The 13495-nt window shown below is 64.2% G+C and carries 7 protein-coding genes, 1 tRNA gene, 2 rRNA genes and 1 pseudogene; 1 reads left to right on the forward strand and 10 read right to left on the reverse strand.

Annotated elements, in window-relative coordinates; all coding sequences use genetic code 11:
- Nucleotides 1–65: 65 nt before the first annotated feature.
- The 5 genes from guaD to uraH all read right to left on the reverse strand — a co-directional run bounded on the left by guaD (nt 66) and on the right by uraH (nt 6696).
- Nucleotides 66–1364, reverse strand: coding sequence for a guanine deaminase (guaD, locus tag ACN2C8_RS12460; RefSeq protein WP_419252081.1), 1299 nt, complete (start codon nt 1362–1364; stop codon nt 66–68).
- A complete protein-coding gene (xdhC, locus tag ACN2C8_RS12465) occupies nt 1351–2364 on the reverse strand; it encodes a xanthine dehydrogenase accessory protein XdhC (RefSeq protein WP_419252082.1) in 1014 nt (337 codons plus the stop codon). Before xdhC ends, guaD begins: the two co-directional genes overlap by 14 nt.
- A gap of 183 nt (nt 2365–2547) precedes the next feature.
- Nucleotides 2548–4890 (reverse strand): xanthine dehydrogenase molybdopterin binding subunit, encoded by a 2343-nt coding sequence (gene xdhB / locus ACN2C8_RS12470; protein WP_419252083.1) that lies wholly within the window; start codon nt 4888–4890, stop codon nt 2548–2550.
- Entirely contained in the window at nt 4883–6349 is a 1467-nt protein-coding gene (gene xdhA / locus ACN2C8_RS12475) for a xanthine dehydrogenase small subunit (RefSeq protein ID WP_419252084.1), read from the reverse strand. The genes xdhB and xdhA overlap by 8 nt, the downstream gene beginning before the upstream one ends.
- Entirely contained in the window at nt 6349–6696 is a 348-nt protein-coding gene (gene uraH, locus ACN2C8_RS12480) for a hydroxyisourate hydrolase (protein WP_419252085.1), read from the reverse strand. Before uraH ends, xdhA begins: the two co-directional genes overlap by 1 nt.
- A gap of 324 nt (nt 6697–7020) precedes the next feature.
- Here uraH and ACN2C8_RS12485 point away from each other — a divergent pair, with 324 nt between their 5' ends.
- A complete protein-coding gene (locus ACN2C8_RS12485; RefSeq protein ID WP_419252086.1) occupies nt 7021–9330 on the forward strand; it encodes an NADP-dependent malic enzyme in 2310 nt (769 codons plus the stop codon).
- A 135-nt stretch (nt 9331–9465) separates the two neighbouring features.
- Here ACN2C8_RS12485 and ACN2C8_RS12490 read toward each other — a convergent pair whose 3' ends face one another.
- From ACN2C8_RS12490 to ACN2C8_RS12510, 5 genes and pseudogenes are all read right to left on the reverse strand, one after another.
- A complete protein-coding gene (locus tag ACN2C8_RS12490) occupies nt 9466–9660 on the reverse strand; it encodes a cold-shock protein (RefSeq protein WP_419255879.1) in 195 nt (64 codons plus the stop codon).
- Between the two features lie 171 nt (nt 9661–9831).
- A pseudogene (locus ACN2C8_RS12495) lies at nt 9832–10035 on the reverse strand (cold-shock protein); the annotation flags it as partial.
- 232 nt (nt 10036–10267) lie between these two features.
- Nucleotides 10268–10344: transfer RNA gene (locus ACN2C8_RS12500), tRNA-Met, on the reverse strand.
- 75 nt (nt 10345–10419) lie between these two features.
- Nucleotides 10420–10534 (reverse strand): 5S ribosomal RNA (gene rrf, locus ACN2C8_RS12505).
- A 113-nt stretch (nt 10535–10647) separates the two neighbouring features.
- A 23S ribosomal RNA gene (locus ACN2C8_RS12510) occupies nt 10648–13437 on the reverse strand.
- Between the last annotated feature and the right edge of the window lie 58 nt (nt 13438–13495).

Raw genomic sequence — 13495 nt, forward strand, 5'->3', positions numbered from 1 at the left:
CTATGCCGCATTAACCCCATCAGTCGCCCCGCGACAGCTCCCCCAAGGGGGGAGCATCTACCCTTTCAGCGCGCGTGCCGCAGGCGCCCGGCCAGATAGGTCCGCTCGACCACCCGGTCATCGCCCAGCACGGTCAGGGCGAACAGCCGGTTCTCCAGGCTGCGGTCACCGGCCAGGCGTCTCGTCAGGAGCGGCGTGGCGGCCAGGTCCAGCACCAGGAAATCGGCCTCCTTGCCGGGCGCCAGATTGCCGATTCGGTCGCCCAGATCCAGCGCCCGCGCGCCGCCCAGGGTGGCCAGATACAGGGCGTGGAACGGATCCAGCGCCGTCCCGCGCAGCTGGCCCACCTTGTAGGCTTCGCCGAGGGTGTGAAGGATCGAAAAGGTCGTCCCCGCCCCCACATCGGTGCCGATGCCCACCTTGACCCCGTGGGCGCAGGCGGCCTCCAGCGGGAACAGACCCGAGCCCAGAAACAGGTTTGAGGTCGGGCAGAAGGCCACCGCTCCGCCCTTGGCCGCCAGCCGCGCGAACGCCTCGCCCTTCAGGTGCACGCAGTGGGCGAAGACCGAGCGCGGGCCCAGCAGGCCAAAGCGGTCATAGACGTCCAGATAGTCCGTCGCTTGCGGAAACAGCGCCGCCGTCTCGTCGATCTCGCGCTGGTTTTCCGACAGATGGGTCTGCATCCAGACCCCGGGGTTGGCCGCCAGCAACTCGCCGGCCATGGCCAGTTGCGCGTCGGTGCAGCTGATGGCGAAGCGCGGGGTGACGGCGTAGCCCAGCCGCCCCTTGCCGTGCCAGTCGGCGATCAGGCCTTCCATGTCGGCGCGGCTGGACTCGACAGTGTCGGTCAGGCCGTCGGGCGCGTTGCGATCCATCAGCGACTTGCCGGCGATGAGCCGCATGTCACGCGACAGCGCCGCCCGGAACAGCGCCTCGACCGAACCCTTGTGCACCGAGCCGAACACCAGCGCCGTGGTGGTGCCATTGCGCAGCAGCTCGTCGACGAAGAACTCGGCGGCTTCGGTGGCATGGTCGGGATCGGCGAAGGCGGCCTCGGCCGGGAAGGTGTGCTGCTCCAGCCAGTCCAGCAGCTGCGCGCCATGGGCGGCGATGATGTCGACCTGCGGGAAGTGGATGTGGGTGTCGATGAAGCCGGAGGTGATCAGCTTGCCGGTCAGGTCCTCGACCGGCGTGTCGCCGATCAGATCCGACAGCGCCGCCCAGTCGCCGCAGGCCACGACATGACCGTCCTCGACCAGCAGCAGGCCGTCCTCGTGGAAGGCGACAGCCTCCGCGTTCTTGGTCGGCCCATCCCTGCCGGGATCGTCCAGCAGGTGGAGGATCGACGCCCTATAGGCTTGCAACGGCCAGATCCTCGTCGTTGGAAATTCGGGCCGCTTCCAGCCGCATCAGCAGGTCGGCAGCCACCGAGACGGCGATCACCTCGGGGGCCTTGCTCTTGAGATGCGGCAGACCGATCGGACAGGTCAGGCGGGTGAGCGCGGCTTCCGAGAAGCCGTCATCGCGCAGCCGGCTCATGAACCGGGCGCGCTTGGTCTTCGAGCCGATCAGGCCCAGATAGCCGAACCCGCCGCCGGCCAACCCGGCCGAGGCCAGGGCGTAATCGAGGCCATGGTCGTGGGTGAAAATCAGGCCATAGGCGTCGCCGCCAGCGCCCATGGCGGCGGCGGCCATCTCGGCCGGCTCGAGCACGGTGACACCGGGAAGGTCGGCGGTCTCGGGTCGGCTGTCGAACCAGGACAGCTTGAACGGCAGCGGCGCGAAGGCGCGGGCGACGGCCTGTCCGACATGGCCGGCGCCGAACAGCAGCAGCGGCGGACGCGGGGCGTCGTTACGCTCGACCAGTTCGTCGCCCAGCGCGGGGCCGGCGCCGCGCGCCGTAGCCTGGGCTCCGGCCAAGGTGACCGGCGGGGCTTCCGAACTGGCGGTGATCGGGGCAACGGTCTTGGTCAGCAGGCCCGGATCGAAGCGGGTGCGGACCTCGAACGGCTGGGCGGCGTCCATGCGGCGGGCGGCGGCGGTCAGCCAGTCGCGGCTGGCGGGCTCGACCCGCTCGATCAGCAGCCGCACGCGACCGCCGCAGCACTGGGCCAGCAGCGGGCCCAGCGGATAGTCCTGGATGGCAAAGCTGGCCTGCGAGCCGCTCAGCATCCTGCGCGCCTGGCGGGTCGCCTGATGCTCCAGATTGCCGCCGCCTATGGTGCCCGACTGCCCGCTGCCCCAGACCACCATCTTGGTCCCGGCTTCACGCGGGGCCGAGCCCTCGGTGGCGAGGACGGTGACCAGGGCGGCGGGTTGGTTCTCGCCGATACGGGCCAGGGCGGAACGAGCCCAGTTGCTCATTTGCCCTCTCCCAGAGGGAGAGGGAGGGGCCCGCGTCCGCAGGACGTGGGAGGGTGAGGGGTTACAACGCGTCCGGACAAGGCAGAGCGGCGCGCCGGCTGCCAGCGTAACCCCTCACCCTCCCAACGCTGCGCATTGGGCCCCTCCCTCTCCCTATGGGAGAGGGTTTTCGAAAGCGCGGCCTCAGACAGCATTGGCCCTCGCCTTCACGTCCTCGACCGCCATCAGGATCGACTCGGGCGTCGCCGGCGCATCCAGACGCGGCATCACCTTGTGATCGGCCACGCTGGCCACGGCCCGGGTGATGGCGCTGAACACCGAGATCGCCAGCATCAGCGGCGGCTCGCCCACGGCCTTGGAGCGGTGGACCGTGGCCTCGACATTGCGGCCGGCCTCCCAGAGCTTGACGTCCAGATGGGCCGGACGGTCGCCGATGGTCGGGATCTTGTAGGTCGAGGGCGCATGGGTGCGCAGGCGGCCCTGGTCATCGAACACCAGCTCCTCGGTGGTCAGCCAGCCCATGCCCTGGATGAAGCCGCCCTCGATCTGGCCCAGGTCGATGGCCGGGTTCAGCGACCGGCCAACGTCGTGCAGGATGTCGGCCCGGGTGACCTTCATCTCGCCGCTCAGGGTGTCGATGATCACCTCGCTGCAGGCCGCGCCATAGGCGAAATAGTAGAACGGCCGGCCGCTATGGGTGGCGCGGTCGTAATGGATCTTGGGCGTGGCGTAGAAACCGGTCGAGGACAGCGAAACCCGGCCCAGATACGCCTGGCGGCAGAGGTCGTTGAACGGGACTAGCGTGTCGCCGGCCTTCAGCCCCTGCGGCGTGAAGGCCACCTCGGCCTCGGCACAGCCCCACTTGTGCGCCGCGAACTCAACCAGCCGGGCCTTGAGGATGTTGGCCGCATTGAGCGCCGCCATGCCGTTCAGGTCGGTGCCCGACGAGGCGGCGGTCGCCGAGGTGTTGGGCACCTTGTCGGTGACGGTCGAGGTGGCCTTCACCCGCGAGACATCGACCTGGAAGGCCTCGGCGACGATCTGGGCGACCTTGGTGAACAGGCCCTGCCCCATCTCGGTGCCGCCGTGGTTCAACAGGATCGAGCCGTCAGCATAGAGGTGGATCAGGGCGCCGGCCTGGTTCAGGTGGGTGGTGGTGAACGAGATGCCGAACTTTACCGGCGTCAGGGCCAGGCCCTTTTTCAGGATCGGGCTGGCGGCGTTGAACGTGTCGATCTCGCGCTGACGGGCCTCGTAGTCACAGGAGGCGGCCAGCTCGGCCAGCAGCTGCGGCGCGACATTGTCCTCGACGGTCTGGTGATAGGGCGTCAGGTCGCGGCCGGGCTCGCCATACAGATTGCGGCGGCGCACCTCCAGAGGGTCGAGACCCGTGGCCTGGGCCACCGCGTCCATCACCCGCTCGATGGCGATCATCCCCTGCGGTCCGCCAAAGCCCCGGAAGGCGGTGTTGGACACCGTATGGGTGCGGAAGCGGTGCGACAGGATCTCGACCGCCGGCAGGAAATAGCAGTTGTCGGCGTGGAACATCGCCCGGTCGTTGATGGCCATCGACAGGTCGGTGGTGGCCCCGCAGCGCGAGGCCAGTTCCAGAGCGACGCCCGTCAGGACGCCTTCGTTATCGAAGCCCACATCATAGCCGACCTCGAAGTCATGCCGCTTGCCGGTCATGATCATGTCTTCGTCACGGTCTGGCCGGCACTTGGCGGCCCGGCCGGTCTTCACCGCCACCAGGGCGGCCCCGGCAGCGAACAGCGAGGCTTGAGTCTCCTTGCCACCGAACCCGCCGCCCATCCGACGCACCTCAATGGTCACGCAGCTATGCGGGCGGTCCAGCACGCGTGCCACCAGATGCTGCACCTCAGTGGGATGCTGGGTCGACGACCAGACATGAACGGCGCCGTCTTCGCCAGGAATGGCGAGGGCGACCTGGCCTTCCAGATAGAAATGGTCCTGCCCCCCGATGACGAACTGGCCTTGCAGCCGTCGGGGCGAAGTCGCCAGCGCCGCGGCCGCGTCGCCCCGCGCCATGCGCTGGCTGGTCTCGATCTTCAGGTCGGCGTCTCGGGCGGCGGCAATGTCGATGGCGGCCGGGAGCTCGGCATAGGCGATCACCGCCTTCGCGGCGGCGGCACGGGCGGCCGCGATCGAGCTGGCGGCCACGGCGAACAGGCTTTGGCCGACATAGGTCACGGTGTCGGTGGCAAACAGCTTGTCGTCGTGGATCACCGGGCTGACATCGTTCTCGCCGGGAATGTCGGCGGCGGTCAGCACCAGCACCACGCCCGGCGCGGCGCGCACGGCCGACAGGTCCATCGCGGTGATCTTGGCGTGGGCCCGGGTGCTCAGTCCGAAATGGACGTGAAGCATGCCGGCCGGCTCGGGCATGTCGTCGATATAGACAGCCGACCCCGCCACATGGCGCGCGGCGCTGTCATGCGGCAGCGAGGCGTGAACACCCTGGAAGGCGTCGATCGTCACGGGCGCGGTGGCGGATGAGTCAGCCATGGGCGCTCTCCGGTTCGACCCGGGTGACAAGGCCTGGAGAGGTGGTCTCGATGAACACCTTGCGCAGCATGTTGCGGGCGGTCAGCGACCGATAGGCCGCCGAGGCCCGCATATCGCTGAGCGGGGTATAGTCGGCATCGATAGCGGTCATCGCCGCTTCGATCGTGGCCTCGGCCCACGGCTGGCCGATCAGGGCTGCCTCACAGGCGCTCGCCCGCCGGGGCGTACCAGCCATACCGCCATAGGCGATCCGCGCCGAGCTCACGACGCCGCCTTCAATCATCAGGGCGAAGGCGCCGCAGACCGCCGAGATGTCCTGATCGAACCGCTTGGAGAGCTTGAAAACCTTAAAGACAAGTCTGCGCTTGGGCGTCGGCACGATCACCGCCTCGACGAACTCGCCGGGTCGTCTGTCCTGCTTGCCATAGTCGAGGAAGAAGGCTTCCAACGGCATCTGGCGCCGCTCACCGCCCCGGTTCAGCACCAGGGTCGCCCCGGCCGCGATCAAGGCGGGCGGCATGTCGCCGATCGGCGAGCCATTGGCGATGTTGCCGCCGATCGTGCCGCTGTTGCGCACCTGGGTCGAACCCAGCCGTCGCATCATAGCGCCAAGCTCGGGATAGAGCCCGCCCAGCGTCTCCATGGCGTCGACATAGCGGACACCCGCGCCGATCCAGACGCCGCTCTCGCGTGGCTCGATCCGCTTCAGTTCTGCGACCTGGCCAATGTCGATCAGGGTCTCCAGTGGCTTGCGCAGCTTGGTGACCCACAGACCCACATCCGTCGCGCCGGCCACGATCGTGGCGTGCGGATGCGCGACGAAGGCCTGGGCCAACTGGTCTAGCGACCTGGGCGCCAGCCAGCGGCGCGTGACGCCCTGCACGGGATCGTCGTGCGACAGGTCCAGCATCGCCCCGTCATTCAGAACCGCAAGATCCGCCGCCACATCGGGCGCGACCTCGGCTTCGACATCCTTGGCGACCTCAATGATCGGACCATAGCCGGTGCAGCGGCAAAGGTTGCCCGCCAGCACCTCGGCCGGCGAGGCGTCGGCGCCCTTGGCGGCGATCGCCTTGGCATAGAGCGACATCACGATGCCCGGCGTGCAAAAGCCGCATTGCGAGCCGTGTCGATCGACCATGGCCTGCTGCACGGGATGCAGGGCGCCAACGTTTGACAGACTCTCCACCGTCATCAGAGCCTTGCCGTGCAGCATCGGCAGGAACTGGATGCAGCTGTTCACCGCGCGCCAGGCGACACCCGCGCCATCGGCCTCACCCACCAGCACCGTGCAGGAGCCGCAGTCTCCCTCTGCGCAGCCTTCCTTGGTTCCCGTGCGGCGCAGGTCACCGCGCAGATGCTCCAGTAGGGTGCGGGTCGGATCGGCGCCGCGCACCTCTTGCACCTGACCATCCAGAAGGAAGCGGATCGTGTTGTTCGAATTCTGCGCCTGGGGCATCAGCTGCCCCGATAGGTGGAATAGCCATAGGGCGAGACCAGCAAAGGCACGTGCCAGTGTTGCCCGATGTTCGACACCGCGAAGTCGATGACCACGACGTCGAGAAAGGGCGGATCGGTCACGGCTGCGCCGGTCGCCTTGAAATACGCACCGATCGAGAACTCCAGGCGATAGCCGCCAACCGCGAGGTCTTCTCCGGCGATCAACCGCGCACGGCCGTCGGCGTCTGTGCGGAGTTCCGCCGACAGGATCTCACCATCACCGTCGCGGCGCGACACACGCACCAGGACCCCGGCCGCCGGCTGCCCGGCCGCCTGATCGAGGATATGGGTCGTCAGTCCGCTCATGCCCTGCCCTTCCAAAGCTCCACCGGCCAATGCTCGGCCCGCCCGCGCGCCCTGTCCAGAGCCATGCGCTGCAAGGGATCCTGCCTGCGCCCGCCGCTGTTGAACACGGCGGCCGGCGCCCACAAGTCGGGCACTATATAATAGAATTATTACTTACGGGAACTCGCATTTAGTCCTGCCGATGTGACCGCTACCATAAATAATATCCCTATCTGGCGCATAGGGTTGGCAATGCCCTGCTATCCCCGGTAGCTAGACTCGACGATCCGCGAGCCAGACGGATCGCGCCACGATGCCTGCGCAGACGCCAAAGAGGACCAGTCCATGGACGAGGATTTCCGCAAAGCCGCTCTGGACTATCACCGTCTGCCGCGGCCAGGAAAACTGGCGATCGAAGCCACCAAGCGCATGGCCACCCAGCGCGACCTCGGCCTGGCCTATTCGCCGGGCGTCGCAGCGCCCTGCGAAGCCATCGCCGCCGATCCCGACAAGGCCCGCGACTATACCGCCCGAGGTAATCTGGTGGCCGTGATCTCCAACGGCACGGCCGTGCTGGGCCTGGGCAATATCGGCCCGCTGGCGTCCAAGCCGGTGATGGAGGGCAAGGCCGTTCTCTTCAAGAAGTTCGCGGGCATCGATGTGTTCGACATCGAGGTCGACGCCGAGGATCCCGACAAGTTCATCGAGGTTGTCGCCGCGTTGGAGCCCACCTTCGGCGGCATCAATCTGGAAGACATCAAGGCCCCCGAGTGCTTCATCATCGAGCGCAAGCTGCGCGAGCGGATGAAGATCCCGGTGTTCCACGACGACCAGCATGGCACCGCCATCGTCTGCGCCGCTGCCGTCCGCAACGCCCTGTTGGTCCAAGGCAAGGCCCTGACGGACGTCAAGCTGGTCACCTCCGGCGCCGGTGCAGCGGCCCTGGCCTGCGTCGACCTGCTGGTTTCAATGGGCCTGCCAGTCGAGAACGTGACCCTGACCGACATCAAGGGCGTCGTTTACGCCGGTCGCGACGACGACATGCTCGACAACATGGCCCGCTATGCGCGCCAGACCGACGCCCGCACCCTGTCCGAAGTGCTGGCCGGCGCCGACATTTTCCTGGGCCTTTCGGCGCCGCGCGTTTTCAAGGCAGAGTGGTTGCCGCTGCTGGCGCCCAATCCGCTGATCCTGGCCATGGCCAATCCCGAGCCGGAGATCCTGCCTGAACTGGTGACCGCCGCCCGTCCTGACGCGATCATGGCGACCGGCCGCAGCGACTATCCCAACCAGGTCAACAACGTCCTGTGCTTCCCGTTCATCTTCCGGGGCGCGCTGGATGTCGGCGCTTCGGAGATCAACGAAGCCATGAAGGTGGCGGCCGTTGAGGCCATCGCCGAACTAGCCCGGGCCGAAGCCTCCGAAGTGGTGGCCAGCGCCTATGGCGGCGTCGCCCCGATGTTCGGCTCGCAATACATCATCCCCAAGCCCTTCGATCCGCGCCTCATCCTGCAGATCGCGCCGGCCGTGGCCCGCGCGGCCATGGACAGCGGCGTCGCCACCCGGCCGATCGCCGATTTCGACGCCTATCGCCAGGAACTGGAGTTGTTCGTCTATCGCTCGGGCCAGCTGATGCGTCCGCTGTTTGAGCGGGCGCGCAAGGCGACCAAGGCCTGCGTCGAGACGGGGGGGATTCGCGTGGCCTATGCCGAGGGCGAGGACGAGCGCGTGCTGCGCGCTGTCCAGACCGTGCTCGACGAAGGCCTGGCCAAGCCGGTGTTGATCGGCCGGCGCGAGACCATCATCGACAAGGCCGCCCAGATGGGCCTGCGCCTGGACTTCGGCGGCGCCGTCGAGATCCTCGACCCCGCCGCTGACACGGCGTTGTTCGCGCCGCTGGTCGATCGCTATCGGAGCCTTGTCAGCCGCCGCGGCATTCCCCCCTTGGCCGCCGAGCGCCGGGTCACCACTCGGCGAACGGTGTCGGCCTCGATGCTGCTGCAGGCCGGCCATGTGGACGCCGCCCTGGTGGGCGGTTCCGGCGACTGGTGGCAGCACATGACCTATGTGCTGCCGATCATTCCCAAGCGCGAGGACGTCGACCGGATCTACGCCCTGTCGGCGCTGATCCTCGACAACGGCACGCTGTTCTTCTGCGATACCCATGTGAACGTCGACCCGACCGCCGAGCAGGTTGCCGAGATGACGCTGCTGGCGGCCGAGTCCGTGCGGCGCTTCGGCTTGACGCCCAAGGCGGCCCTGCTGTCGCACTCCAGCTTCGGGGCGTCGAATTCGCCGACCGCCCGCAAGATGCGCGACGCCCTGGCCATTGTGCGCGAAAGGGCGCCCGAGCTCGAGGTCGATGGCGAAATGCACGCCGACGCCGCCCTCTCCCAGGCCTTGCGCGACAGGCTGGTGCATGACAGCGCCTTGAAGGGCTCGGCCAATCTGCTGGTCATGCCCACGCTCGACGCCGCCAATATCAGCCTGACTCTGCTCAGCGCCGCCACCGAAGGCCTGCTGGTTGGGCCCGTCCTGCTGGGCATGAGCCAGCCGTTGCACGTGCTGACGCCCAGCGTCACCGCGCGCGGCATCGTCAATCTGACGGCCCTGGCGGTCAATCAGGCGGCTGGCGAGCGGGCGATGCAGGCCTGAAATCAAGTCACAGAAAAGCCCCGCGCAAAGCCGATCGCCGTCCATGAGGACGGAAACGACTTCGCGCGGGGCCTGATCTGCAGACCGAAAGAATGAGTGGACGCGTCTCGCACGCCCACCCGTTCGTGAAAATCCTTAAAGGACGCGCAGGTTACCGGCCGAGGTCTTGCCCGAGCGGCGGTCCTGTTCCAGTTCGTAACCGACTTGCTGACCTTCGTTCAGGCCACGCAGACCGGCGCGTTCCACGGCCGAGATGTGCACGAAGATGTCGCCGCCGCCGTTGTCGGGCTGGATGAAGCCAAAGCCCTTGGTGGTGTTGAACCACTTCACGACGCCGGTGCCGGCTTCGCCGCCACCGCTGGGCGCTGCGCCGCCGCCGTAGCCGCCGCCACGGGGTGCGTCATAGCCACCGCCGCGCGGTGCATCATAGCCGCCGCGGGGCGAGTCAAAGCCACGCGCGGGCGGACGACGCGGCGCCGAAGGGGCTGCGCCCTGGCCGGTCACGCGCAGATTACCCGCCGAGGTCTTGCCCGAGCGGCGATCTTCTTCAAGTTCATAGGCGACCTGGTCGCCTTCGTTCAGGCCCGAAAGGCCCGACCGTTCAACCGCGGCGACGTGGACAAACACGTCTTCGCCGCCGTTTTCAGGCTGAATGAAGCCAAAGCCCTTGGCCGGGTTGAACCACTTAACGACACCGTTCGCCATCTTATCCTCAAAAACCTATTTCGCGGACCAGTTGCCGACCCACGCCTCGATAACGTCTCATGACTCAAATCCACAGATCGCGCCATGGGCTTTGAGCGAACATTCTGCGGAGAGCCCGGCCAGAATCAAGAAAAATTCGCTTGTGAGGAGGTGCATCGGCTGGGCCGAGGTCAAACTGCCAATCGACGACGCCAAACCCAGGCAGCGATAAGCACCGATCTATGGCGGATCTTGGGTGCGGGGACAGGATTTGAACCTGTGACCTTCAGGTTATGAGCCTGACGAGCTACCGGGCTGCTCCACCCCGCGGCGAAGTTGGTAGTTGGTGATCGTGAGGTAGGGGGACTTTGAAGATATCGACTTGATGGAGCATCCTTTTAGCGGACCTGGCGGCGACCTACTCTCCCGCGCCTTGAGACGAAGTACCATTGGCCCAGGGGGACTTAACGACCGAGTTCGGAATGGGATCGGGTGGGGAACCCCCGGCATAGCCACCAGGTCAGCAAAAAGGATGCATGCGGCGCGCGGTAAGGCGCACCGGTTATATCAAGTCGAAGAAGACATCGTATGTCTGAGCTCTACAAAGAGCATTTGCATAGGTTTGGCTGAAGAACGATCAAGCCTATCGAGCTATTAGTACCAGTAAGCTACACGCCTCACAGCGCTTCCACACCTGGCCTATCAACGTGGTGGTCTTCCACGGCTCTCAGCGAGACCTTGTTTTGAGGTTAGTTTCCCGCTTAGATGCTTTCAGCGGTTATCTAGTCCACACTTAGCTACCCTGCTGCACAGCTGGCGCCATGACAGGTCCACCAGAGGTGTGTCCATCCCGGTCCTCTCGTACTAGGGACAGATCCTCTCAAGTCTCGTACACCCACGGCAGATAGGGACCAAACTGTCTCACGACGTTCTGAACCCAGCTCACGTACCACTTTAATCGGCGAACAGCCGAACCCTTGGGACCTGCTCCAGCCCCAGGATGTGATGAGCCGACATCGAGGTGCCAAACTTTGCCGTCGATATGGACTCTTGGGCAAAATCAGCCTGTTATCCCTAGAGTACCTTTTATTCGTTGAGCGATGGCCCTTCCACGCAGGACCACCGGATCACTATGGCCGACTTTCGTCTCTGCTCGACTTGTCAGTCTCGCAGTCAGGCGGGCTTATGCCATTGCACTCGACGACCGATTTCCGACCGGTCTGAGCCCACCATCGCGCGCCTCCGTTACACTTTGGGAGGCGACCGCCCCAGTCAAACTGCCCGCCACGCCATGTCCCGGATCCGGATAACGGACCGCGGTTAGACGTCAACAACAATAAGGGTGGTATTTCAAGGATGGCTCCACCGAGACTGGCGCCCCGGTTTCATAGCCTCCCACCTATCCTACACATGTTGTTGCTAACGCCAAGGCGAAGCTGCAGTAAAGGTTCATAGGGTCTTTCCGTCTGACCGCGGGAACCCCGCATCTTCACGGGGAATTCAATTTCGCTGAGCCCATGCTGGAGACAGTGGGGAAGTCGTTACGCCATTCGTGCAGGTCGGAACTTACCCGACAAGGAATTTCGCTACCTTAGGACCGTTATAGTTACGGCCGCCGTTTACCTGGGCTTCAGTTCGCTGCTTGCACAACTCCCTTTAACCTTCAGGCACCGGGCAGGCGTCAGACCCTATACGTCGCCTTACGGCTTCGCAGAGCCCTGTGTTTTTGATAAACAGTCGCTACCCCCTGGCCTGTGCCACTCTACTCTGGTTGCCCAAAGCAGAGTCACGCTTATCCCGAAGTTACGCGTGCAATTTGCCGAGTTCCTTCAGCATGGTTCTCTCAAGCGCCTTGGTATACTCTACCTGCCCACCTGTGTCGGTTTCGGGTACGGTCTCCGTTGGAGTTATTTCCAGGGACCTGTTCACTGCCCAGAACAATCCAATAAGCCCAGACAATTTACCAGATCCGTCACTTCCAACTGGTTCAGGAATATTCACCTGATTCCCATCGACTACGCCTTTCGGCCTCGCCTTAGGGGCCGACTAACCCTGCGCAGATTAGCTTTACGCAGGAACCCTTGGGCTTTCGGCGAGAGTGTCTCTCACACTCTTTATCGCTACTCATGTCAGCATTCTCACTTCCGATACCTCCAGCAAGGCTCACGCCTCACCTTCAACGGCTTACGGAACGCTCCGCTACCGCGTGCAGTAAACTGCACACCCATACCTTCGGCGTCTGGCTTGAGCCCCGTTACATTTTCCGCGCAGGTTCGCTTGACCAGTGAGCTGTTACGCTTTCTTTAAATGATGGCTGCTTCTAAGCCAACATCCTGGTTGTCAAAGCAAACCCACATCGTTTCCCACTTAGCCAGAACTTGGGGGCCTTAGATGATGGTTAGGGTTGTTTCCCTTTTCACGACGGACGTTAGCACCCGCCGTGTGTCTCCCGGATAGTTCTCTTGGGTATTCGGAGTTTGATTAGAATTGGTAGAGATCGCTCCCCCCGCATCCATTCAGTGCTCTACCCCCCAAGGAATACGTCCGAGGCACTACCTAAATAGTTTTCGCGGAGAACCAGCTATGTCCAGGTTTGATTGGCCTTTCACCCCTATCCACAAGTCATCCGAGAATTTTTCAACATTCACCGGTTCGGTCCTCCAGTAAGTGTTACCTTACCTTCAACCTGCTCATGGATAGATCACCTGGTTTCGGGTCGTCATGCGACGTACTTATTCGCCCTATTCAGACTCGCTTTCGCTGCGCCTACACCTAACGGCTTAAGCTTGCACGGCACATGAAGTCGCTGACCCATTATACAAAAGGTACGCCGTCACCACGCTCGGTGGCTCCGACTGCTTGTAGGCTTCCGATTTCAGGATCTGTTTCACTCCCCTTGTCGGGGTGCTTTTCACCTTTCCCTCACGGTACTTGTTCACTATCGGTCATTGAGGAGTACTTAGGCTTGGAGGGTGGTCCCCCCATGTTCAGACAGGATTTCACGTGTCCCGCCCTACTCGAGTCTGTCGCTGTTTGACGCTTACGGGGCTCTCACCCACTATGGCCGACTTTTCCAAGTCGTTCAGCTTTATGTCACGACAGCACTGGCCTGGTCCCGGTTCGCTCGCCACTACTACGGGAGTCTCGGTTGATGTCCTTTCCTCCAGGTACTGAGATGTTTCAGTTCCCTGGGTTTGCTTAATGGAGCCTATGTATTCAGCCCATTATACCTCTTCTGACCAACCCACTACGCATCCAGCCGAAGCTGGAAACAAGTGGAGTGACCATAAAGGTGGGTTTCCCCATTCGGAGATAGCCGGATCAAAGGGTGCTCGCGCCTCCCCGGCTCTTATCGCAGCGTGCCACGTCCTTCATCGCCTCTCAATGCCAAGGCATCCGTCAGAAGCCCTTATGCGCTTGATCGTTCTCAGCAAAACCCATGCGCTTACCGTCTAGGGACGGCTCGCATGCGCTTTGTATT

This window comes from Caulobacter sp. ErkDOM-C, from assembly GCF_048541825.1.
Classification (GTDB): domain Bacteria; phylum Pseudomonadota; class Alphaproteobacteria; order Caulobacterales; family Caulobacteraceae; genus Caulobacter.

Coding starts and splice junctions, on each gene's coding strand:
- xdhC (WP_419252082.1), bottom strand. CDS start 2,364: ATGAGCAACTGGGCTCGTTCCGCCCTGGCCCGTATCGGCGAGAACCAA.
- xdhB (WP_419252083.1), bottom strand. CDS start 4,890: ATGGCTGACTCATCCGCCACCGCGCCCGTGACGATCGACGCCTTCCAG.
- xdhA (WP_419252084.1), bottom strand. CDS start 6,349: ATGCCCCAGGCGCAGAATTCGAACAACACGATCCGCTTCCTTCTGGAT.
- uraH (WP_419252085.1), bottom strand. CDS start 6,696: ATGAGCGGACTGACGACCCATATCCTCGATCAGGCGGCCGGGCAGCCG.
- ACN2C8_RS12485 (WP_419252086.1), top strand. CDS start 7,021: ATGGACGAGGATTTCCGCAAAGCCGCTCTGGACTATCACCGTCTGCCG.